This window comes from Kouleothrix sp. 19917 (assembly GCF_057073505.1).
The window spans coordinates 7563601-7585904 of record NZ_CP097099.1 but is presented as its reverse complement, the minus strand read 5'-3'; the positions used below and the strand labels follow the sequence as shown (position 1 = coordinate 7585904).

The window sequence follows — 22304 nt, the reverse complement described above, 5'->3', positions numbered from 1 at the left end:
TGCTCGCAGCAATGTTTCATGCTCTATTATACACTATTACGTGTAAATTTGCTCTTGCCTGCCGTCAGGTATGGGTAACCCTCCCCCTTAATATGCGGTTCTCTACGACGGAGATGCCACGCGTTCCATCACATGCTGCAGTTGCACCCGATACTCTGTCCGCCGCGCCGCCCGTTGCTCGACCGCGCTCAGTGCATGCATCACGGTACTGTAGTGCCGTCCACCCACCGCGGTTCCGATGGTTTCGAGTGAGAGTGACGGGTAGCGCTGTCGCACCGCCCACATCGCAGCCTGGCGTGCCTCGACAATCGAGCGTTTGCGCGAGCGCCCGATCAACTCGGCAGGAGTGCGGGCAAAGACCTCGGCAGTTTGGGACAGGATGTTGTCAATCAGCAGCATGCGTGGCCTCCACACGAAGATGAGCTTAGGCGTCGGAGGGCAATACGTTGCGCCGCCGATAATCCGGCGCGCGCAGCGTGAGCAACGTACCGACAACCGGATCACACAGGCGCGAGTAAATTCGTGGCTCGATCGCCTCCGGCTTCAGATTGCTTGTGACGACGGTGGCCAGCCGATATGAATAGCGATGGTTGATGAGCTGATACAGCTTCTCACGCACCCACGGCGTGGCACTCTCGGTTCCCAGATCGTCAAGGATCAGCAGTGGCACGCCGCGTACCAGCTCAAAGCGCTCATCGTACGCGACCGTGCTTTGCGGTCCAAACGTCGCCCGCAGGTGATCCAGCAGATCTGGCACGACCGCGAACAGCACCATCTCACCTCGGCCAAGTGCCTCATGCGCGATCGCCGCTGCCATGTGGGTCTTGCCAACGCCATACGGGCCGAGCAACGTCAACCAGCCGTCGGGTTGCCGGGCATACGTTGTGATCACCGGAATCATGGCCCGCAGCCCGGCAATGAATGGGTTGAACGTCGCAAACGTCTTGTCGTGCAGACCGCCGAGATTGCTCAAACGTACTCGCTCCGCAGCCTCGTGCGCTGCCCGCCGCTGCTGCGTACAGCTACAGGGAAACAGCACGCCAAAGTGCGGATGTCCGAACGGCACCGCCTCTTTCACCCAGCCCGCACCGCCACAGCTGCCGCAGAGCGACTGACCACGATGCTGGTTATGGATTGACGCATGCTCGTCACCATCATGCGTGAAGCGCGGCAGATCGCGCGCGGGATCAATACGGCTGAGGCTTTCATCCATAGCAGTGTCGAGCATCGTAGTGCGCATCACGATCAGAATGAGTGACGCTCGCTGTGCAAGGAAGTTGGGCGAGTGCTTCTGCCTCACTGGCACCGGCTTCAAGCGCGTAGGCCAGCGCACACAAGTCCTCCAGATCCGCATTGGGCGGCGCCAGCGCGCGCACCCGTGCCTCCAACTCCTGTTCGTCGGCGGGAGATGCGCTAGACGCGAGCACTGGCTCGATAAAACGCCAGGATTCATAGCGGTCATCCTTGCGTCGTGCACGCTCGGCCCAGCGATCAAGCTCGGCTGTGGATGGCGGTGGATGACCGCGCTGCATTTGAGCCACGGCAAATCCGATTGGCGAGGTAAACTGCGCCGCCATTCCGGGATGCGCCAGCGCGGTCTGCCAGGACGCAATCAGGGTGTACGGCACCGCACCGAGCTTTCTCCGTTCGCGCACACCTATTGACGCGAGTAAGGCATCACAGGCTGGATCAGGTGACAATGACGGCGCGATACTTTGGTCAATCGGCTCAGCGAGTATATTGTGCGAATGCGCACTCTTTCTCGGCCAATACGCGTCCAAGGCAGCCCGCGCTGCACAAGCGTGGTAGTAGGCGGGAGTGACGCCGTAGGGTCGTTCGCTCCTGACCCGGCTTGCGCGCGATTGCCAGATCAGCAGTTGTTCGGCCCCATAGGCCTCCTGAAGTGCCTGCAGCTCATGCCATTCCCCAGCAGAGAGCGGGCGGTCAGGATTGAGCCGAGAATGTCCGCGTATCACAGATGCTGTGAGTGCGGCAGGCGAATATTCGGCCTGACCTCCGAAGCGACGCTGTTGATCGTAGTTCGATCCCGGGAAGTCGCACTGCGCGTCCTTTCTGACACTAGATAAGCCGAGAACATCAGCCTGCCCGGCGCCATGGCTGGTGGGAGAGTCGGAGGAGGGATCATGATTGATTCGTTCATGATTTTTCCCAACATCCCATGCGATCAGTGATATGTGACGATCACCACTCCCGTTTTGCGCGTCCTCTTGCGCAATATCCGTCAATGCTCTGCCATCATCATGTGATCGACCTTCTGATCCAGCATCTGATCGACAAAGTGATCCACATTGGCGTTCTGGCAGCCCTACTTGGTTCGTGACAGCGATGGTTGAGGCGATGCCGAGTCGGTTCTGACCCTGAACACTGAGGTGTACTGCTACGATCACATCACCAACAAGTGTAGATAGCTGCCCTGCCGCAGCTAGCTCCATCAGTGATGGAGCATCCGCCGGCGCTGTTACTCCTGCAACTGCGTGCAATCCGAGGTGAAGCAGTCGCGGCGTCGGCACGACTTCGGCACGTAAACCAATCACGTAGGTACCGATATCGGTCAAATCAATCAGCGGCCGGGTAAAGTACCGGCTCACGAGGGCATGGCCCTGACCAGGCTTCGGATCGAGACGACCAACATATGTGTCGAGCAAGCCGAGCGGCACGCGTCGGCCACGAACATGAGCAGGGCGACCACTATCCGACTGGTCGAAATGCCAGGGCAATACGTTGCCCGCTCGATCGCGCCCCCACGTTGGGAGCAGGCGATGCTTGCTTGCCCGCGTCCGCGTAACCATCAACCAACCACGTTCCTCAAGTTTGACAATCCGGCGCATGATCGCGGCGCGATCTGCCTCGCGATCACTGCCCATCCAGGAGGCCAAATCGCGTGCGGCGAGTGGCACGGCATCCTTCGCTACTGTGGTGAGTCGAGCAATCGCTATATATACGCCGACAGCGAGGGGATCATCAGCAAAGGCGAGCATGAGTCCATCAGGAACGAGCACATAGCGGTCAGTGCGCTGTGATTCTTCGCCACACTGTGCACGTGGGGGAGCAGATTGACATGATCGTTCTACAACGCGACCGCCTGGTCGCGCAAATGGTGCGTGTACCACGAAAGTTATCCTCATGACTTGCGCGCAGGGGATTGCCGCAGGCCGAGTGGTGTGGTACACTAACGCTGCCAGGCACTAGTGAACCATATCACCCCAGCCCGCCGCTTGCTCTTGCGAGCGGCTTCTTCTTTTTCAGACAACGCCTTCGATGTTGGATCCCACGGTTATTTGATGAGGAGTTCGCCCATCAGCTGTGTCTCCTTTCTCTAAGCAAACATGCCAATACGCCGAGACGCGGAAGTGGCGTTTCAGCATGTGGCAAGCGCCACACCGAGCCGAGGCTCGCTGTGGCGTAGTGCACGAACGGAAAGAAAAAGTGTATGCCGCAACCGGGCCTGCCTGCTGCCGTCTGATGATATCGATTGCTAGTCGGGGCAATTCGAGCGAAGCGAGGGATCATGTGCCGCGATAAGTGGCTATGCGGCGCGGTAGTAAGAGGGTATACGGCGTGTCGGAACGGCGGTTGGATCCCCACCCGGCCCACCAAATGAAGACGCGGTATTCTGCACTATGCAGGGTGCCGCGTTTGTGTTTTACACCTCAGTTGAATGGGGGTGATGCTGCAATCATTTGGCGCTTTTATGTTCTGAAAATGTTTCCCATAGATCCGCAATTGTAGTTTCAAGGGAACAGAATGCGACGCCTCTCTATAGCACTGAGCCTTGCCCTGCTCATGTCGTTCGGAGTAACCCTTGCTGCCGCCCCTGATTGCAGCACCACGATCTGTGTGTTTGTTCCGCTCGCCCTTAAGCCGCCAAGCGGTGCACCCGAACCAACTCAGGCGCCCACACCACCAGCGAAAAATACAGCGACGCCTACCCTAACTCCCACGGTGACAGCTACAAGTGGCCCTACCTTCACTCCAACTTCCACCGCAACTGCGACAGCAACACCCACGCAAACCCCAACGCCATCGGCAACGGCGACTGCAACGCGCACGCCATCGGCTACGGCGACGGCATCGCCAACACGTACGCCGAGCGCAACTGCAACACCTACACTGCCGCCGCCTTCGTTTGTGAGCTGCGATACGTTGCCAAATGCGGCGTCCGCACCTGATTACCCGGTACAGATTGTCGATATCAATAAAGGAGTTGGTTCATCTGGAGAATCGGTTACGCTGCAGAATGTGAGCACTGCCACCGTGAGTCTTTCGGGATGGAAGATGTGCAGTGTCACAGGTGGGCAGCAGCACCCGGTTAGCGGCAGCCTTGCTCCAGGGCAGACCAGGGTATTTGCGAATACTGGCGGGCCGATCTGGAATAACTCGTCTTCTGACCCGGGCGCGCTTTATAACCAGAATGGCCAGCTGGTGAGCTATTACCCCGATTAGGCGGCGCTTCACGAGCATTGACACATAAATATCTACGCCCCTGGAGATAATCCGGGGGCGTAGCAAAATCGCCTGGTTGTTTATGGATTGACGATCGGGCAGGGCGACTGGCGCACCCGAAGCTGCTTGTGCACAGGGCCAGGCAGCTACCTTTCTGCCAACACGGGCTCGCTGCCAGGTGATGAAACAGCGGTGGCCGCAGGAATGTGTTCGTCGATCCACGCCTGGATATCGGCCATCACATTTTCCTTGCCGACGTCGTTGAGCAAATCGTGGAAATAGCCGTCGTAGAGCTTCAACGTCTTGTCCTGCGAGCCAGCCATGTCGTAGAAGTGCTGGCTGCCACTGGCTTTGGCGGCCTTGTCGGCGGAGCCATGCAGAATCAGAACGGGCAGCGTGATCTGGCCGAATTCGCGCTTCAGCCGCTCGTCGGCGCGCGCCAGCTCTGCGATGGTTCGTGTCGGCTGCACCTCGTGCGCGATCAGCGGGTCGCTGTTCATTGCTGCAAGCACTTCGGGGTCGCGTGAAAAGTCCTCGTTATTCAATTTGACGACATGGGCGTGCGGCGCGACGTGGCTCAGCCCTTTGAGCACGGCCAGCGCGAAATCGGGCGCTGGCAGCTCGTGCGCAAAACTCTCGCAGATCAGGCCAGTGATTTCGGCCTGGTGGTCGAGCGTGTACAGGCAGGAAACCACACCGCCGGCACTATGGCCCAGCAGAAACACCGGCAGCTCCGGCTCCTGCGATTTCGCGCTTGCAACGAACGTCGCGACGTCGCTCACGTAGTCGGCGAACGCGTCGACATAAAAACGCTCGCCATCCGACTTGCCGCGCCCGCGCAGATCCAGCGCATAGACCGCAAGCCCGTGCTGCACCAACTGCTCGGCAACCCACCCGTAGTAGCCGCTGTGCGAATTGAAGCCCGGCACGATTACAACCACGGCTCGCGCCTGCTCCGCGCCAGGGTGCCACGAGCGCGTGAAGATATTCAGGCCACCGACGCCTTCGAAAGATGCTTCGTTCATGGTTTTCTCTCCTTATACAACCTTACGACTTAACCACGCGAGCGGCACGAACGCCAGCACACTCGCAATCACGCCGACCCACGGCGTTGACGCCATCAGCCCGCGCGACACGAGCACGCCGCCCGCGAATGCGCCAAGCGAGATCCCAATGTTGAATGCCGAGATGTTGAGACCCGACGCAAAATCCACAGCTCCAGGGGTGTAGCGCTCGGCGGTTGCCAGCATGCCGGCCTGAAACGCGGGCGACATGCCAAACGAGCACACGCCCCAGATGAACAGAACCGCCACCATCGCCCACTGGAGCGAAAGCGTCAGCGCCAGCACCACCTGCGTCAGCGCCAGCAGCACCAGCAGCAGCCGCAGCGTGCGCTGCCAGCCGAAGCGGCCGATCAAGCGGCCACCTGCCAGATTACCCGCAAAGGTGGCGACGCCAAAGACGATCAGGAGAATACTGGCTGTGGCTGCGGAAAAACCAGCCACATCGGTGAGAATTGGCGTGATAAAGGTGAACGCGGCAAAGCTGCCGCCGAAGCCAAGCGTGGTCAGCGCCATCATAGTGAGAATGGCCGGGTTGGCGAGCGCGGCGAGCTGCGTGCCGATCTTGCCGCCAGCGCTTGCTGGCAGGTCGGCGGGGAGCCAGCGCAGCATGGCAAGCAGGCCACACAGCGCCAGCGCGGCCACGGCGAAGAATGGCAAGCGCCAACCCTGCTGATTGCCCAGCAGGCTGCCCAGCGGCACGCCAATCACCATTGCCAGGGTTAGCCCGGCGAGCATCACGGCGATTGCGCGCCCGGCCTGCCCTTTGGGCGCAAGGCTGCTCGCCACGGTGGCGCCAATCGCGAAGAATGCGCCGTGCGCAACGGCTGTGACGATGCGCCCAAACAGGAGCATAGCATAATTGGATGAAAACGCGGCCAGCAGGTTGCCAGCGAGAAACAGGATCATCAGGCCCAGCAGCACGGCTTTGTGCGGCAGGCGCGACAGGCCAGCGACCAGAAAGGGCGTGCCAAGCGCGAGCGCCAGGGCGTACAGGCTCACCAGCGCGCCAGCCGTTTCCAGCGAGACCGATAAGTCGCGGGCGATGGCCGGGAGCACGCCGACCACCAGAAATTCTGCGACACCAATCGCAAAGGCGCTGACCGCCAGCGACAGCACGCCGGGATGGGTGCGTGTGCCCGCGCCTCGGTGCTCTTGCGTGAGCGGTTGCGGCAGGGAAGATTTGACCGGTCTGGTGGCGTTGTCCATAGAACACTCCTTTTTACCAGGGCCATTCCAAAGGCCTAAGAGCTATCCACAGATTACGCAGATGAGATACTTCATATCTGTGTAATCTGTGGACGATTTCTCTATTAGTGGCCAGCGCTGAGCGTTCGCGCGGCGCTCGTGATCAGCCTGGCAACGGCATTGGCGTGGGAAACCATGGCGACATGGCTGGATGCCACTTCCACCGTTGTTGCGCCCATGCGCTGGGCAAAGAAGCGCTCCGCGTCGGGCGGAATCGCCTGGTCGTTTGTGGCGACGAGGTACCACGACGGCAGGGTTTTCCAGGCTGGTGTGCCAATTGTTTCGCCCAGTGCCGCCAGCGATAATGGTTGCTGCACTGCGTACATCACGTTCGCCCGATCGCGCTCGACATCTGCCGCGAAGTACTTCACGAAATCGGTTTGCGGCAGCCAGGCGAAGCCTTGCGCGTCGACGCGCAGGTGCGCCAGCGCCGGCGTTGGCGGGCCTTGCCCCAGCAGCGCCCCAATCGATTCGCCTGTGTCGAGCCCAAACGCCGCGATGTACACCAGCCCGGCGACGTTGGGCGCGTCGGTGCCGAGCGCGGTGATGATCTGGCCGCCGTAGGAATGGCCAACCAGGATGGTCGGGCCGGATTGGGACGCCAGCACCTGGCGCAGGCGGGCCAGATTTGCGTCGAGGGTGGTGAGCGGGAACTGTGGCGCGGTGACGTTAAAGCCAGCATCCTGCAATCGCTCGATCACCGCGCTCCAGCACGAGCCATCGGCCCATGCGCCGTGCACCAGCACAACATTCGGCGTGCTGAGTGGCCGGCGCTCGTTCCCATGCTGCTCGGCTGCTTCTGCCTGTGCCGCGCGGCCAGATCCGATGCCAAGGCCCAGCGCCGCCAGCGCCGCGCCCGAACCTGTGAGCATGCGGCGGCGCGAGAGACTTGCCGTGAGTGCTGCCTGCGCCCTCTCCGTTTTGTTTGCCATCGTTTTCCCTCCTTCACGCGTGCTATAATGGTTTCCGCCCACACATCGCATGTATTGGCGTTGCGCTTTTCATATATCCCCGCCAGTAAGATATATGAACCGGCGCTTTTTATCAGTCGACTAACGTTCGCAAATGCGTTCCCATGGGTTCACATTTGCCCAGGCACGAGCGTGCACGCTTCCATGTGCGAACGACGAGGGAACGTTGGGAAGGGCGAGGCATCACTACAAAGCAAGAACGCATGCCATTGGCCAGCAACTGCTCGCGTTCCGCAACCGCACCGGGCTCACGCAGACCGAGCTCGGCCAGCTGATTGGCGTCAGCCGGCGCAGCATTCTGAAGTGGGAAGGTGGCGAAGGTCTTCCGAACGGAACCCATCTTCACCACTTACTCGAAGTCTTTGCGAATCGCAGCGCATTTACCGAGGGCCACGAGCTTGCCGAGGCCGAGGCGCTCTGGGCGGCGGTGAGCCAGGCGGCCTCCAAACGCCTGGGGCAGTTCAACGCGCAACAGCTCATACAACTGCTGGCGCAGCCGCGCGGAGAGCGCAGCCCAACCCCATCCCCTGTTCCCCCTCCCCTATCCCCGATCATCGACTGGGGCGAAGCGGCCGACATCCCGGCGTTGCAGGGGCGCGCCGCAGAGCTGGCGCAGCTCGGGCAGCTCGCGCTTGCGGATCGCTGCCGGGTGGTGGCGCTGCTGGGTTTAGGTGGGATCGGCAAAACCAGCCTGGCGCTGACATTTGCCCGTGAAGCGGCACCACACTTTGCGTGTGTGCTGTTTCGCTCGCTGCAAAATGGGCCTGCGCTGGCCGACCTCCTCGACCAGACGATCCACGCGGTTTCCGGCCAGCAGGCAACCCCACCGGAAAAGCTCCCCGACAAAATTGCGCTGCTGGTGCAGCTGTTTCGCGAACGGCGCTGCCTGCTGATACTCGACAATTTCGAGACAATCATGCAGCCGGGCACGATCACCGGCACCTACCGAAGCGGCTATGCTGAGTATGGCAGCCTGCTGCGCGCCCTGAGCGAACGAAAGCACCAAAGCTGCGTGATTGTGACCAGCCGCGAGAAGCCGGCCGAGCTGGCGCTGGAAGGTCGCGCCGGGCCGGTGCGAACCGTTTCGCTGGCTGGTTTGGACGATGGAGCCTGCCAGAGCATTCTTGAGGCGCAGGATATTGCCGGCGCGAGAAGTGAGCTCGGGGCGCTGGCACGCCTGTACAGCGGCAACCCGCTGGCGCTCGCGCTGGTGAGCGAGCCGATCCGCGAGCTGTTTGGCGGCGATGTTGGGGCGTTTCTGGCGGCTGGCAATGCCTTCTTCAATGGCGTTGGCGCGCTGCTCTACACGCAGCTGGCGCGCTCGACGCCGCTGGAGCAGGCGATTCTGTACTGGCTCGCCATTGAGCGCGAAGCTGTGCCACCAAGCGCCCTGCTGCGCGATCTTGGCGATGTGCCACAGCGCGAACTGCTGGCCGCGCTTGAGTCGCTGCGCCACCGCATGCTGATCGAGCGCGGCCCGAGCAACACCACATTCACCTTGCAGCCGGTCATTCTTGAATATGTGACCGATTCCCTGATCGAGGCGCTTGCCCACGAAGTGGCCGATGGCCGCCCCCGGCTCCTTTCCAGCCATGCACTCGTGCTGGCGATGGCCAAGGAGTATGTGCGCCGCAGCCAGGAACAGCTGCTCGCCACCCCGCTGCTGGAGCGGCTGGGCAGCCGCAGCGTGGCCGAGCGCCAGCTGCTGAGCCTGCTGGCATTCTGGCGCACCCAGCCAGAGAGCGCGCAGGGTTATGGGCCGGGGAATGTGATCAACCTGCTGCGGCTGCTGCGCGGGCACCTGCGCAACCTCGACCTTGCGCGCCTGGCGATTCGGCAGGCCGTGCTGCAAGGCGTCGATATGCAGGATACCAGTCTGGCTGGCGCGGCGCTTCAGGAAACGATCTTTACCGAGACCTTTGATGCAGTAACCGCAGTTGCAATTAGCAGCAGTGGCGAATACTGGGCCGCGGCCAGCACGCGCGGCGAGGTGCTGGTGTGGGCGGCTGGATTAACCCTGCACCACTCGTGGCGGGCACACACCGACATGGTCTGGGCGCTCGCGTTCAGCCCGGATGGGCACGCGCTGGCGACGGGCAGCTGGGATGGGGCGGTTAAGCTCTGGGATGTGGCAAGCGGCGCGCTGCGCTGGTGGAACCGGCACGCCGGCCATGTCAACCGCGTGGCATTTTCGCCCGACGGCAGCGTGCTTGCCAGCAGCATGAACGATGGCACTGTGCGGCTGTGGGACGCGCAGACTGGGGCGCAGCTCGAGACACTCGCGCATCCTGGCCCGGTGCCAGCAATCGCGTGGAGCCACGATGGAAGCCTGCTCGCCAGCGGTGATGTGTATGGCCAGATCCGGCTGTGGAAGGTGCAGAAGGGTGCGCCTGCGGCCTGTGTGCATGTGCTCGCGGGCCATTCCGGCTGGATTGATGAGCTGGCCTTTGCGCCCGATACTACCACCCTGGCGAGTGCAAGCTGGGATGGCACCGTCAAGCTCTGGCACATCGCTGCTGCGCCCGGCGCTGACGCGGCCAGCATTCAGGCGATCGAAACGCTGAATGGCCACGCCGATCAGGTGAGTCGCGTCGTGTGGAGCCCCGATGGGCGCACGCTCGCAAGCAGCAGCCGCGACCAGACGATTCGGCTGTGGGATGCGGCAAGCCGCAGCTATCGCGCGGTGCTGCGCGGGCATACTGCTGGCGCAAAAGGGCTGGCCTTCACGCCCGACAGCGGCAGCCTGCTGAGCGGTGGCGGGGACGGCGTGCTGCGGGTGTGGAACAGCGAAAGCGGTGAGTGTACCCGCGTGCTGCATGGCTACGCCGCCGCGCTCGACGATATCGACTGGAGCCCTGATGGCAGCCAGCTGTTTAGCGGCGGCACCGACGCGCTGGTAACCGTCTTCTCACTTGCCAGCTCCACGCCGCCGCGCACGCTGCCTGGGCATGGCGGGCTGGTGATCGGCGTGGGATGGAGCCCCGACGGGCAGCGGCTGGCCAGCAGCGAGTGGGACAATGCTATTCGGTTGTGGAACCCAAATTCAGGAGCCAGCCTGGACGTGGTGCAGCATCCCGACGATCCCGGCAACTATTTCTACGGTTTGGCGTGGAGCCCCGACGGGCAGCGGCTGGCTGCCGGAAGCAACCAGCACGGCGCATTCGTGTGGGATGTGCGCTCGCGCACCCAGCCCTGGGCCACGCGCGAGTTCGCAACATGGATCCGGCACGTGGCGTGGAGCCCCGATGGCGCGCAGCTCGCGGGCGGGGGCGATGACGGCACGGTGTATGTTTGGGACGCTATCGACGGCGCGTCCGTTCAGCGGCTGGCGGGGCATCGCAGCATGGTCACCCGGCTGGCGTGGAGCCCCGACGGGGCGCGGCTGGCGTCGGGCGGCGGAACCAGCGCGGGTGGCGAGCTGCTGGTGTGGGATGTGCGGCGCGGGGAGTGTGTGGGCACGATCACGGCGCACCCTGGGATTGTGTATGCCGTGGCCTGGGGCGCGAATGCGGAGATGCTGATCAGCGGCGGGGCCGACGGCGTGCTGCGCTGGTGGGATGTGGCCACGGGCGAGTGCGTGCGGGTGCATGAAGCGCACCAGGGACGGGTGCAATCGCTCAGGCGCAGCCCGGATGGAAAGAAGCTGGCGAGCTGTGGCGATGGCGGCGCAATCAGGATCTGGGACCTGCACAGCGGCGAGCTTCGCCAGACCATTCGGCGCGATCGGCCCTACGAGCGCATGGATATCACTGGCGCGACTGGCATCAGCGAGGCACAGCGCGCATCGCTGATTGCCCTCGGCGCGCAGGAGGAGCTGGCCGAGCAGGTTTTTGCCGCCACCAACAGCGCACCAACATTCACCATCACCGCCGACACACCGAATGATCAGCGGCGAGCTTCTGGCAGGCACGAGCGCGTCAGCAGCCTGCCATTCCAGCCAACCAGCTTTGTTGGGCGGAAAGATGAACTGGAAGCAATCGACCGATTGCTGGCCGATCCAGCTTGCCGCCTGCTGACCCTGATCGGCCCAGGCGGGATTGGCAAAACGCGCCTGGCGCTGGCAGTTGCGGCGAGGCAGGCTGGCGCGTTTGCCGATGGCATTGCGTTTGTCGCGCTGGCCCCGATCAATTCGCCCGACCAGATCGTCTTTGCGATTGGCGAAACTGTGGCGCTTTCGTTCGCCGGGCAGCCCGATCCTGCGGCGCACCTGCTCAACTATCTGCGCGAGCGGCATATGCTGCTTGTGCTCGACAACTTCGAGCACCTGCTGGATGGCGCTGATCTCGTATTCGATATTCTTGCGCAGGCCCCGCAGATCACTCTCGTGATCACATCACGCGAGCGCTTGAATCTTCAGGCCGAATGGCTGGTCGATGTCACAGGGCTGGCCTACCCGCCAGCCGACGCACAAGCGCCGGCCGCGCCGCAGCGCCTGGCACCCCCAACCGACTATAGTGCTGTGCAGCTGTTTGTGCAGCGCGCCGTGCAGTCGCAGGCCAATTTTGCCGTGTCTGAAGCGGCCCTGGCAAGTATTGTGCGGATCTGCCAGCATATCGCGGGGATGCCGCTGGCGATCGAGCTGGCTGCCGCGAGTTTGCGCACACTGTCGCTGGCGGAGATCGAGAGGCAGATTCGTGAGAACCTCGACGTTCTTGCCACCACGCTGCGCGATCTGCCAGCGCGGCATCGCAGCCTGCGCGCGGTATTCGATCACTCGTGGCAGCTGCTGAGCGAAGGTGAGCGCGCGCTGCTGAGCGGGCTGGCCGTGTTCCGCGGCGGCTGGACGGCCGAGGCGGCGCGGCAGGTGGTTGGGGCTTCGCGCGCGGCGCTGGCAGCCTTGAGCGACAAATCGCTGGTGTATCAGGCCAATGCGGAAACGCGCCCACACGCCATTGGCGGCAGGCCGAACGACCAGGAAGCGCCGCGCTACCTTATGCTCGAACCGATCCGCGAGTATGCGCTGGAGCGGCTCGCGATGCGCTCCGATGCTGTGGTGCTCGGCCAAGAGCACGCGCGCTACTTTTCCACCCTGGCCGAAGCAGCGGCAGCCGAATGGAACACACCCGGAAGCGAGGCGGCAATCGCGACCCTGCGGCGCGAGTATGACAACATGCGCGCCGCGCTTCAGTGGGCAGCAGACACGAACAACAGCGCACTCGGTCTTCGGCTTGCGGAGGCGCTGGGGAAGTTCTGGCGCAGCTATAGCTATACCAGCGAGGGGCGCGCATGGCTGGCACAGCTGCTGGCACTGGATGAACACCCGGGCGAGGCAAGCGCCCTGGCTGCCCGGCACCGTGCGCTACAGGCCGCAGCATGGCTTGCCTCCGACCAGCACGATTTTGAAACGGCTGCGCGGCTGTTCGAGCAGGGCAGGGCCTTGCGCAGCGCATTAGGGGAAGCTGCGGGCGAGACGGAGTTGCTGATCAACGCGGCGCGGCAGGCGCGCGTCGCCGGGCACTATCAGCACGCGACTGCGCTGCTGGAAGATGCGCTGGCCCGGCATCGGGCGCTCGGTGGTCGCGCGGGGCCAGGCCCTGCTGCGCCAGAGCTTTCTGTAGAAGAGTTTGGCCTGGTGCTGCGCGAGCTTGGTTTGCTGCTGCGCGAGCAAGGCGATTTCAGCCGCGCCGCCGCGTTATTTGCCGAAGGGCTGGCGCTGCATCGTGCAATCGGTGATCGCGCAGGCGAGGCTTTTGCGCTGCTTGGGCTTGCTGATGTAGCGCGTGATCAGGGCGATGCGGCTGGGGTTCGCATGTATGCCGAGCCAAGCCTGGCAATGTTGCGCGAGCTCAGCATCGAGTGGGCAATTGGCTTTGCGCTGCATACCTGCGCGCTTGGAATGCACTACGCGGGCGACCTGCCGCAGGCATATGCGCTGATACGCGAAAGCATCGCGCTGTTTCGCCGCCTCAGGGCCGAAGGCAGCCTGGCCGAGGTGCTCATCACATTCGGGAAGGTTGCGCTGGCGCGCGGGGAACAGGCGGCAGCCTACGCGGCGCTGGTTGAAGCCCTGCAGCATGCCTGGGCAATGGGGCCGCGTGTGATGGTGGCGCCGGCGCTGGAGGAACTTGCGAGCGTATTGCTTGCCCACAGCCATGCGGAGCTGGCCACTCGCCTGCTGGCTGTGGCGGCAGCAGAGCGCGCACGCATGGGCACGCCCGTGTGGCCCGCCGACCAGGCTGCTGTAGCGCAAACGCTGGCTGCTGCCCGCTCGGCGCTTCGCGACACGGCCTTCACCCGTATATGGGCAGAGGCGCAGTCTGTGCCGCTGGAACAGATTCTGTACAGAATACCCGGCGCGGCAGCATTCGCCGCACTGGAAAATTGAACAAAACGAAACAAAATAGCAGCTCCGATGTGATCCTCATCGCGGAAATTATAAGCGTCGCAAACGCTCATTCTTCAGCGGCGGCAAGCGTTCCACGAACCGGGCGGGCAGCATGGCCCGCTCGTGCTGTGCTGGAAAGGAACGCGTGCTGATAACGACCGGGATGCGCCAAATACACGGTATACTGTACGCCATCTCACGACCGCCAGAAACAAGGAGCGCGCGACCTGCCATGATGACAACCGAAGCTGCCGAGCCGGAAATCAGGCCGGCGCTAGGCGAGATACCATTTCCGCCGCGCTGGAAGCGTAACTTCGCCGCAAATTTCGTCGATTCGCTGTTCTTCTCGCTTGCATTGGCATTTGTCTCAGCGAACACAATCGTTCCGCTGTTCATCAGCGAACTTGGCGGCTCGGCACTGCTGATTGGCCTCATTCCCGCCCTGGTACAAACCGGCCAGCTGCTCCCGCCGCTGTTCGCCGCGCCCTATGTTGCTCCGCTTCCGCGCAAGCTTCCATTTCTGCTGAAGATGACGGTGATCGAACGCCTGCCCTTTCTGCTTCTTGCCATCCTCTCGGTTATGTTCGCTACAAGCAACCCTTCCGCCATGCTGGCCATCACCGCCGGCCTGCTGGCAATTTTTGGCCTTGGTGGCGGGATCTGTTTGCCGGCATGGATGGACATTGTTGCGCGCGTCACGCCGTTGCGAATGCGCGGTAAGCTGTTCGGCTGGAGCGGTGCGCTGAGTGGATTGCTGGGCGTTGCCGGCGGCCTTGCTGCCGAACGTGTGCTGGCTGCCTTTGCCTTCCCATATAACTTCGCTGCCTGCTTCGCTGCCGCCAGCGTGTGCCTGTTTGTGTCGTTCCTGGGGCTCACCGCCATCTACGAACCGGTGGCCGAAGAGCGGGCCGAGGCGATCGGCGTTGGCGCGTACATTGGGCAACTGCCAGCGCTCCTGCGCCGCGATCACGACTTCAGGATGTTCATCATTGTGCGCGTGCTCAGCGCATTTGCGGGCCTGGCTACTGCCTTCGTCGCGGTGTATGCCACAGAGCAGCGCGATTTGCCAGCAAGCATGGCCGGCCGCTTTACGGCCTGGATGCTGGGCGCCCAGGTGATTGCAACGCCACTGTTTGGCATGCTTGCCGACCGGTACGGCTACAAGCCTTCGCTGCAGTTCGCCCTGCTTGCCCAGGCTGCAGCCATGGGTATGAGCCTGGTGGTCGCGACGCCGCTGGGCTTTTCGGTCGTCTTTGCCTTGATCGGCGCGGCAACAGGATTGGTCTTTGCGACAGCGCTCAATATGGTGGTTGAGTTTGCAGCGCCGGCAGAACGCGTGACTTATCTCGGCCTGCATGGCACGCTGATCGCCCTGCCAACGCTGCTGGCACCGGTCCTTGGTGGCTGGCTGGTGGAGATCGGGGATTACCGGCTTGCCTTCGTCGTTGCGGGGCTCTTTGGTGTGATCGCTTTTGTGCTGCTCACCTGGTTTGTGCGCGACCCACGGCATCGGCAGGTAGCCATGGCACCCGCCGGGCGTGAGCTTTCCTAGTGTGCGTTCAGCACAGGGTTTGGAGGATAGGGAACAGGGTTTGGTGATTACAATGCGGAAATTCTTTCAAGATTTCCGTATCGCTTTCCTGACAATGCTCTAGGGCATTATCAGGAAAGCGATAGGTACATACATGTCGGCCAGCTGGCAGCGCGCCACGCCCGCAAGCGCAACTGCCACCGGCGCTCGCGTCAATCTTCCAGCATATTCGTTTCTGACACTGGCGCGCTCGCGTCGCGAGGAATGCGAAATGTTTTGATCTCGCAGGGCCGGAAGCTGGCCGCAAACTCGCGGCCCCAGGCGGGCAGCCGGATCGTGGCGTCGGTCGCGATGCGATGTGTCTCGTAGCAGCGCACGATCAGGTCGTCGCCTTCCTCGGCGCGCTTCACTGCGCTCACCACAATATTATCCTGCTCGACCGACAAAAACGAATTGCGCTGCGGCAGTGCGCCGGGGTGGTATGTCTCCACAATGGCAATCGGCCGCTGGTTCAGCTCGCACGCGCGCCGAACGGTGCCAGCCTGCTCCCAGCTCTGCTCGTGCGGCAGCAGCGCATAGGTGAACTGCTGCACGCCCTGGTCGATCACGGGGTAGTGCTCGCCGGGCGCGGGCAGGTGCGGGTCGTGATGCGCGTAGATTGGGCTGCGCAGCACCGTCATTCGCAGCTCGTTGCCGCTCACATCGAAGCTGTATTTGCCGTCGTTCAGCACGCTCAGGCCGTAGGGAATGTCGATTCCACGCGCCACTCCGCTCAGATCGACCCAACGCTGGCCGGGTTCTTCCTCGCCATTGCCGGGCCGCTCGATATGCCCATAGGGAATTTCGTAGGTGGCGCGGATGAAGTTGAGGTTGACGGGAAACGCGAGTTTCAGCATCTTCCACTGCTCACGCCAGTCGATGGTCACGCGCACCTCGATGACGTCGCTGCCAGCCGACATGCTGTAGTCTTGCGTCAGGCGCGACGCGCCATAGCTCGTTTCCACGCGCAGTGTGCTGCGCACCGGGCCGTGCTCGACGCGCCGCACAGTGGTTCCTGTAAACTCGCCAATCACATCATTGAACTGGTAGACGCCATGGCTCCAGGTGTCGCTTTCGTCGCGCATCACCAGCGGGCGGGCCGGGCCGCGCAGCACCTCGAAGTCGCGCTGCTTGTCGTACAGGCGCTGCACCCAGCCAGTCGCCGGGTCGATCTCAAGGCGAAAGTGCTCATTCTCCAGCACGTTTTCTTCGGCTGCAATCGGCGCGGCTGGCTGCGGCGGCTGATCGTCGACGACGTGATAGACCCGGTAGCCCAGCGCCGGCAGATCGGCAACAAAGGCCAGCCGCTTGCGCCAGCCGCCCGCAATAATGCCCGAGTGCACCATTTGCAGTGGCACTGGCCGGCCCTCGTCGTCGGTCAGGGCGTGGGTTTCGCGCAAGCCGCCGAAGCTCACTTCCACCGGTACGCGGCTTGGCCAGGCGTGCGGGTTAAACACCACCAGGGGCGTGCGGCCGGGCGTGTGCGGAAGGTCGATATTCCAGGCCAGCGACTGTGTGGCATAGTTGAGGTTGCGGCCGCCAATCGCCATCGCTTCGCCAAAGCTGCTGCGCGCATCGTCGTAGGCCTGTTCGAGGCTTGTGCCCGCCAGAATGTCGTGAAACTGGTTGAACAACACCTGCTTCCAGGCGTGCGCGAAATCGGCGGGGTAGGGCTGGCCGGTGGCGCGCTCGGCAATTGCTGAAAAGGTCTCGGCGGCGATCAGCAGGTTTTCGGCCTGGCGGTTCCAGCGCTTCACGCCCGAATGCGCCGCGTAGCAGCCGCTGGCGTGGTGCTGAAGCTCGTCGTGAACGGTCGGGATCGGCAGATCGCTCCTGCTGATTGCTGCAAAGAACTGCGGTGGCGAGCTAAAAAGAATTTTTGGCAGATCGGGATTGCCTTGCAGATGGCGGATGCTCGCAAGGTTCTCGCGGGTTGGCCCGCCGCCGTGGTTGCCCACGCCATAGAAGCACATCAGCTCGTCGAATGGCGGTTTCAGCTCGCCAGCGGTGCGCGCGATATACTTTTCCAGCTCCTTGCCCCACGAAAGGTACTCAAACGGAATGCGGTAGGTCAGCACGCGCGAACCGTCGTCGCTTTCCCACCAGAACACGCGCCCGGGCAAGCCTTTCTCGTGTGGCCCCGGCCGCATAAACACATAGGAATCCATGCCGCTCTGGCGCAGGATCTGCGGCAGCATGGCGTGGTGCCCAAAGCTGTCGACGTTGTAGCCGACGGTGGCGCGCACCCCGAGCCTGGTGGCGAAATAGCGCTGGCCATACAGCCCCTGCCGCACAAACGACTCGCCAGAAGGGAGGTTGCAGTCGGGCTGGATCCACCAGCCGCCCACGATCTGCCAGCGCCCTTCGGCCACACGCGCCTGGATCTCGCGAAACATCGCCGGGTCGTTCAGCTCGATCCATTCGTAAATTGCAGCCGAGCTGGACGTATACACAAAATCGTCGTACTCGTTCATCAGGTTCAGCACCGAGCGAAATGTCGCCTTCGCGGCCTGAAAGCCTTCCTGCCAGCGCCATAGCCATACCGGGTCGAGGTGGGCATTGCCGATCATGTGCAGCGTTGCGCGCTTCATGGGTCCTCTCTTGTTGCTATCATACGGGCGGCTGTCTGGCAGGGCGTTCCCGGCCTGTGATTTCGTAGGCTCCGGCGGCCTCGAGGATCGTGCGATGCGCGGCTACCTGCTCGCGGAAGACGCGCCGCCGTGTAGCATCCGCTATCTGGTCGGCTTGCTGGCCGAGCAGCGCGGCGGCATCGCGCAGCAAGCCGGGCGCGCGTGCGTCGCCGCCTGCCTGCAGCACGCGGTAGCAAATTTCGGCCACGCGCAGCGGTTCCCAAAGGCATCCGAGAGTCAGCACATCCACGCTGCCGAGCAATTCATCGACGGCCGCGCGCGCCTCGGTGTGCCTGCCTTCGGCCAGCTGGCAGCGCGCCACGCCCGCGAGCGCAACGGCGATGAGTGAGGGCATTTCGCGCTCGCGGCCAAGCGCCAGCGCCGCGCTATAGGCTGCGCTGGCCTCGGCGTGGCGCTCGACATCGTAGAGCGCATCGCCAAGCGCCAGCAGCGGCAATGTCAGATTTTGCGGGATGCGCGACGCCTGGGCCGAGGCCAGCGCCCGCTCGGCGGCGTCGAGCGCCAGCTCGGTGGCACCCGCCCGGCAGGCCGCCCAGCTCAGCGTGTGGTAGGAATCGGCGTCCTGGTAGGGGTTCTGCATCCACTCGCCCCAGATGCGCAGCGCTGCCTGCGCATACTCCAGCGCGCCCGGGTAGTCGCCCAGGTAGATCGCGGTGCAGCTCAGATTGTTGAGCGCGATATGTTCCTGCGGGCGGCTGCCATTGGCGCGCGCCAGGTCGAGCATCACCAATCGCCGCTCGTAGGAAGCCTCGAACCGCCCTGCGTTCTCCAGCGCCATCGCCGAAATGCTGAGCGCGCGGGCCTGCTGCATGCGGTCGCCGCTCCTGCGCGTCAGGGCCAGCGCCTGCTCGGCAAGCGCGCACGCCGCCGCATATTCGCGCAGCTCGATGCGGATTGTGCTGAGTTTCAGCAGGCACTCCGCCTCCACTTCAGCGGCAAAGCGCTGTTCCAGTGGCGCGCCGCCCGCTGGCTGCCGGCACAGGCTGATCGCCCGCTCGAGCCAGCCAATTGCCGGCAGCGCCTCGCGGGGCGCCAGCGCGGCAATGTAGGGAACTGTGGCAGTGCTGAGCTGCAGGTAGGCATAGGCTTCGCCAATGGCGTCGCCCGCTGCCGCCGCGCATGCGATTGCGGCGTGTGCTGTGGCTGCAGCGGCAGCGCGAGCCTCCTGCCGTTCAAGGAAATACGCCTCGGTGCCGCGCAGCCGGCCCAGCAGCATCATTCGCCCTGGCACATTTTCCCCTGCTGCGATCTGCGCGCCAAGCCGCTCGCTGGCTGCCGCAACAAGTGATGCAAATTCATAGAAGCGGCCGTCGATACGGGCATACTGCCGCAGCGCCAGCAGGCTGCGCGCGATTCGATCCCATGCATTATGCGCGACCGCCCAGATCCATGCCGGGTGCAGGTTGTCGGCCACGGCGCGAATGATCGTGGCCGCGGCCTGCGGCGTATCCCCAAACAGCGCGCTCTCCTGCCGGCTCATCAGGTCGAGATAATAGGCCGCATGGCGTTCGGCCAGAAGCTCGGTTTCTGCCGACTGCGCCAGCCGTTCGGCGGCGAACTGGCGTACCAGCTCGTGCAGGCTGTAGCGCCCGACGCCCAGGCTGCGCAGCAGCGAGGCATCGACCAGCGCCGCCAGCGTTGTGGCCCGCGTCGTTGCCACTTCCTGCGCCGCAGCCCGGTCGAACGAGCCGCGAAACACTGACAGGCGCGCCAGGGTCTGCCGCTCGGCTGGCACCAGCAGCCGCCACGAGTAGTCGAACACGGCGCGCAGGCCGCGCTGCCGCTCGGGAATATCGGCACTATCGACGCTCAGGAAGTTGAGGTCGGCCTGAATTTCCTGGGCGATCTCGTCGTAGGTGTAGTGGCTGACCCAGCGCGCAGCCAGCTCGATCGCCAGTGGCAGGCCATCCAGCAGCCGGCAGAGGCGCACAATCGCCGCCAGGGCTGCGGGTGAGTCGTCGAAGTCGCGCGTTTGCCGGCGCGCCCGCTCCAGAAACAGCTGCACTGCCGCATAGCTGGCGGGGTCGTTGGCGCTCGGCTCGGGCAGAGGCAAGCCTTCCAGGCGAATCACCACTTCGTTGGCGGTGTCGAGCACGACGCGCGAAGTGGCAAGCACGCGCAGGCGCGGCGCGGCTTCCAGAAGCTGGCGCACAAACGGCGCGACGATCAGCAGGTGCTCGCAGTTATCCAGCACCAGCAGCATTGCGCGCTCCTGCAGGTAGCTGCGCAGCTCATCCAGCGGCATGTTCCGCCCTTCGAAGGGCCGGCCAATTGCCACACCCACCGCCGTCGCCAGCGCATCATACTGAGTCGGCAGGCCGGCGGTCGCAATCCCGGCCAGCGGCACCCACCACACGCCATCCGCAAAGGCGTCGCGCAGCGCCCAGGCCGCGGCGAGCGCCAGCCGGGTTTTGCCCGCGCCGCCCGCGCCAACGATTGTGGCCAGCCGGGTGCCGCTGCCGCGGAGCAGCCCGTCGATGCGCGCCAGCTCGCCCTCGCGCCCGATCAGCGATGTGAGCGGGGATGGCAGGTTCGACGGTGATGCTTCCTGCGTGCTGGCTGGCGCGGGGGAAGCGACACGCTCGCGCGCCAGCGCGGCGCGACCACCTGGCGCCGGCCCGAGCTTGCTGTCGCGGATCTGCAGGTAGAGCGCGGTCGTCGCTGTGTCCGGCTCCACGCCCAGCTCGTCGGCCAGAAGCTGGCGGCAGCGTTCGTACTGAACCAGGGCCGTGCCGCGCAAGCCCCGCAGCGCCAGAATCCACATCAGCTGGCGGTGCGCCTCTTCGCGGTAGGGATCGAGCGCAAGCTGCCGGCTGGCGTAGAGGTGCGCCTGATCGTAATCTCCGCGCTGCTCCCAGGCGGCGGCCAGGCTGTGCAGCGCAATCAGCGCCTGCTGGTGCAGCATCTCGCGCCGCAGCAGGAGCCATTCCTCAAAGGCCGGGGCGTCGGCAAGCCCAAAGCCGGCCAGAAGCTCGCCCTGGTACAGCTCGACAGCCTGGGCCAGCTTTGTCAGGCATGCGTCGCAGCCCGGAAGATCGTGGTGTTCGTGCGCGGCGCTTTCGGCCAGCAGCGCCTGGAAGCGCGTGACGTCGACGGCAAGCGTGGCGGGGTTGAGCTGCACGGTTTGCCGCGTGCTCGTCAGCAGCGCGGCGCCCGTGCCCGCAGCGGCGCGATCCAGCGTCTGGCGCAGCCGGTGGATGGCCAGGCGCAAATTGGCCAGCGCCATATCGTCGGCCATTTCGGGCCAGAGCAGGCCGGCCAGGATCTCGCGCCGATGCAGGCGCGCCCCCGCCCGGTTGTCTTGCTCAAGGGCAAGGTAGGCCAGCAGCGCGCGAATTTTGTCGGTTGGGAAGGCGGTGACCGCCGTGGCGTCGATCGTAAGCTCGAAGGTGCCAAGGCAGTGGAGCGCAATCCGTGCCGTGTGCATTCTGTCGCCCATATGCTGAAATTTGGCAGGCTGATGGGTTTCATTATAGCCGAAGCAGGTAGGGCTGTGAAGCATTTGTGGAGGTTTGCCAGCGCCGTTTCAAAGTTGGAATGGGAACGGGATCTATCCACAGATTACGCAGATTACGCAGATGAGAGACTTTATATCTGTGTAATCTGCGTAATCTGTGGATGAATTTTGGTATTTTGAGATGGCCCTGGCGATTTGCAACGCTGCGCTTTCCAAGATTGCCGGTTCTTGCAACGCTGCCCGGCCACAGTTGAAACGCACCTGCAACGCTCGCGCGCTATCGTGGCCTCATCTTTCCCGACCCGCCCAAAATCGCCGACAAAAACCAAGCATGTCGCTCGAACACAGCCAGCGCAAGCCGTTGGGCAAATATGCCGCCTACCTGATTCGCATGTGGCAGGACAGCGCTCAGGCGCCCTGGCGTGCCTCGGCGCAATCCGCGCAGTCGGGCGAAATTGTGCTGTTTGCCTGCCTGGACGACCTGTTTGAGTTTCTTGAAGCACAAACCACCGCCGAACCACCCCCGCCCGACGAGTCGGCAAACTAAGCATCAGGAG

General features: G+C 63.5%; 12 protein-coding genes. 4 read left to right on the top strand and 8 right to left on the bottom strand.

The features are described from left to right. Positions 1 to 102: 102 nt before the first annotated feature. From M1P90_RS30500 to M1P90_RS30490, 3 genes are read right to left on the bottom strand one after another with little or no spacing between them, the layout of a single operon-like run. Positions 103 to 399, bottom strand: a complete 297-nt coding sequence (locus M1P90_RS30500) for a helix-turn-helix domain-containing protein (protein ID WP_483699509.1) — start codon at positions 397 to 399, stop codon at positions 103 to 105. A 25-nt stretch (positions 400 to 424) separates the two neighbouring features. Continuing rightward, positions 425 to 1228 (bottom strand): ATP-binding protein, encoded by an 804-nt coding sequence (locus tag M1P90_RS30495; protein WP_483699508.1) that lies wholly within the window; start codon positions 1226 to 1228, stop codon positions 425 to 427. Continuing rightward, on the bottom strand, positions 1206 to 2999 hold the full coding sequence (locus tag M1P90_RS30490; protein ID WP_483699507.1) for a hypothetical protein: 1794 nt from the start codon (positions 2997 to 2999) through the stop codon (positions 1206 to 1208). The genes M1P90_RS30495 and M1P90_RS30490 overlap by 23 nt, the downstream gene beginning before the upstream one ends. Positions 3000 to 3765: 766 nt before the next feature. Between M1P90_RS30490 and M1P90_RS30485 the strand changes: the two genes are divergently transcribed. Continuing rightward, positions 3766 to 4464 carry a lamin tail domain-containing protein gene (locus tag M1P90_RS30485; protein ID WP_483699506.1) on the top strand — a complete coding sequence of 233 codons (699 nt, stop codon included), beginning with the start codon at positions 3766 to 3768 and terminating at the stop codon, positions 4462 to 4464. 146 nt (positions 4465 to 4610) lie between these two features. Here the strand turns inward: M1P90_RS30485 and M1P90_RS30480 are convergent, their stop codons facing one another. The 3 genes from M1P90_RS30480 to M1P90_RS30470 form a co-directional block, all read right to left on the bottom strand. Beyond that, positions 4611 to 5489, bottom strand: coding sequence for a lysophospholipase (locus tag M1P90_RS30480; protein ID WP_483699505.1), 879 nt, complete (start codon positions 5487 to 5489; stop codon positions 4611 to 4613). 12 nt (positions 5490 to 5501) lie between these two features. Next, a complete protein-coding gene (locus M1P90_RS30475; RefSeq protein ID WP_483699504.1) occupies positions 5502 to 6734 on the bottom strand; it encodes an MFS transporter in 1233 nt (410 codons plus the stop codon). A 104-nt stretch (positions 6735 to 6838) separates the two neighbouring features. Beyond that, on the bottom strand, positions 6839 to 7705 hold the full coding sequence (locus M1P90_RS30470; protein ID WP_483699503.1) for an alpha/beta hydrolase: 867 nt from the start codon (positions 7703 to 7705) through the stop codon (positions 6839 to 6841). A 205-nt stretch (positions 7706 to 7910) separates the two neighbouring features. On the opposite strand from M1P90_RS30470, the gene M1P90_RS30465 reads away from it, so the two are divergent. Both M1P90_RS30465 and M1P90_RS30460 read left to right on the top strand, forming a co-directional pair. Continuing rightward, positions 7911 to 14069, top strand: a complete 6159-nt coding sequence (locus tag M1P90_RS30465) for a helix-turn-helix domain-containing protein (RefSeq protein WP_483699502.1) — start codon at positions 7911 to 7913, stop codon at positions 14067 to 14069. A gap of 232 nt (positions 14070 to 14301) precedes the next feature. Beyond that, a complete protein-coding gene (locus M1P90_RS30460; protein ID WP_483699501.1) occupies positions 14302 to 15621 on the top strand; it encodes an MFS transporter in 1320 nt (439 codons plus the stop codon). A gap of 191 nt (positions 15622 to 15812) precedes the next feature. Here the strand turns inward: M1P90_RS30460 and M1P90_RS30455 are convergent, their stop codons facing one another. Together M1P90_RS30455 and M1P90_RS30450 are read right to left on the bottom strand one after the other, a co-directional pair. Further along, positions 15813 to 18230, bottom strand: coding sequence for an alpha-mannosidase (locus M1P90_RS30455; protein ID WP_483699500.1), 2418 nt, complete (start codon positions 18228 to 18230; stop codon positions 15813 to 15815). A gap of 19 nt (positions 18231 to 18249) precedes the next feature. Then, positions 18250 to 21717, bottom strand: a complete 3468-nt coding sequence (locus M1P90_RS30450) for an AfsR/SARP family transcriptional regulator (RefSeq protein ID WP_483699498.1) — start codon at positions 21715 to 21717, stop codon at positions 18250 to 18252. A 361-nt stretch (positions 21718 to 22078) separates the two neighbouring features. On the opposite strand from M1P90_RS30450, the gene M1P90_RS30445 reads away from it, so the two are divergent. Next, positions 22079 to 22294 (top strand): hypothetical protein, encoded by a 216-nt coding sequence (locus tag M1P90_RS30445; RefSeq protein ID WP_483699496.1) that lies wholly within the window; start codon positions 22079 to 22081, stop codon positions 22292 to 22294. The last annotated feature ends 10 nt before the right edge of the window (positions 22295 to 22304 follow it).

Bases quoted from the DNA above. Each gene is read 5' to 3' on its own strand.
- M1P90_RS30500 (WP_483699509.1), bottom strand. From the start codon at position 399: ATGCTGCTGATTGACAACATCCTGTCCCAAACTGCCGAGGTCTTTGCC.
- M1P90_RS30495 (WP_483699508.1), bottom strand. From the start codon at position 1,228: ATGCTCGACACTGCTATGGATGAAAGCCTCAGCCGTATTGATCCCGCG.
- M1P90_RS30490 (WP_483699507.1), bottom strand. From the start codon at position 2,999: ATGCTCGCCTTTGCTGATGATCCCCTCGCTGTCGGCGTATATATAGCG.
- M1P90_RS30485 (WP_483699506.1), top strand. From the start codon at position 3,766: ATGCGACGCCTCTCTATAGCACTGAGCCTTGCCCTGCTCATGTCGTTC.
- M1P90_RS30480 (WP_483699505.1), bottom strand. From the start codon at position 5,489: ATGAACGAAGCATCTTTCGAAGGCGTCGGTGGCCTGAATATCTTCACG.
- M1P90_RS30475 (WP_483699504.1), bottom strand. From the start codon at position 6,734: ATGGACAACGCCACCAGACCGGTCAAATCTTCCCTGCCGCAACCGCTC.
- M1P90_RS30470 (WP_483699503.1), bottom strand. From the start codon at position 7,705: ATGGCAAACAAAACGGAGAGGGCGCAGGCAGCACTCACGGCAAGTCTC.
- M1P90_RS30460 (WP_483699501.1), top strand. From the start codon at position 14,302: ATGATGACAACCGAAGCTGCCGAGCCGGAAATCAGGCCGGCGCTAGGC.
- M1P90_RS30455 (WP_483699500.1), bottom strand. From the start codon at position 18,230: ATGAAGCGCGCAACGCTGCACATGATCGGCAATGCCCACCTCGACCCG.
- M1P90_RS30450 (WP_483699498.1), bottom strand. From the start codon at position 21,717: ATGCACACGGCACGGATTGCGCTCCACTGCCTTGGCACCTTCGAGCTT.
- M1P90_RS30445 (WP_483699496.1), top strand. From the start codon at position 22,079: ATGTCGCTCGAACACAGCCAGCGCAAGCCGTTGGGCAAATATGCCGCC.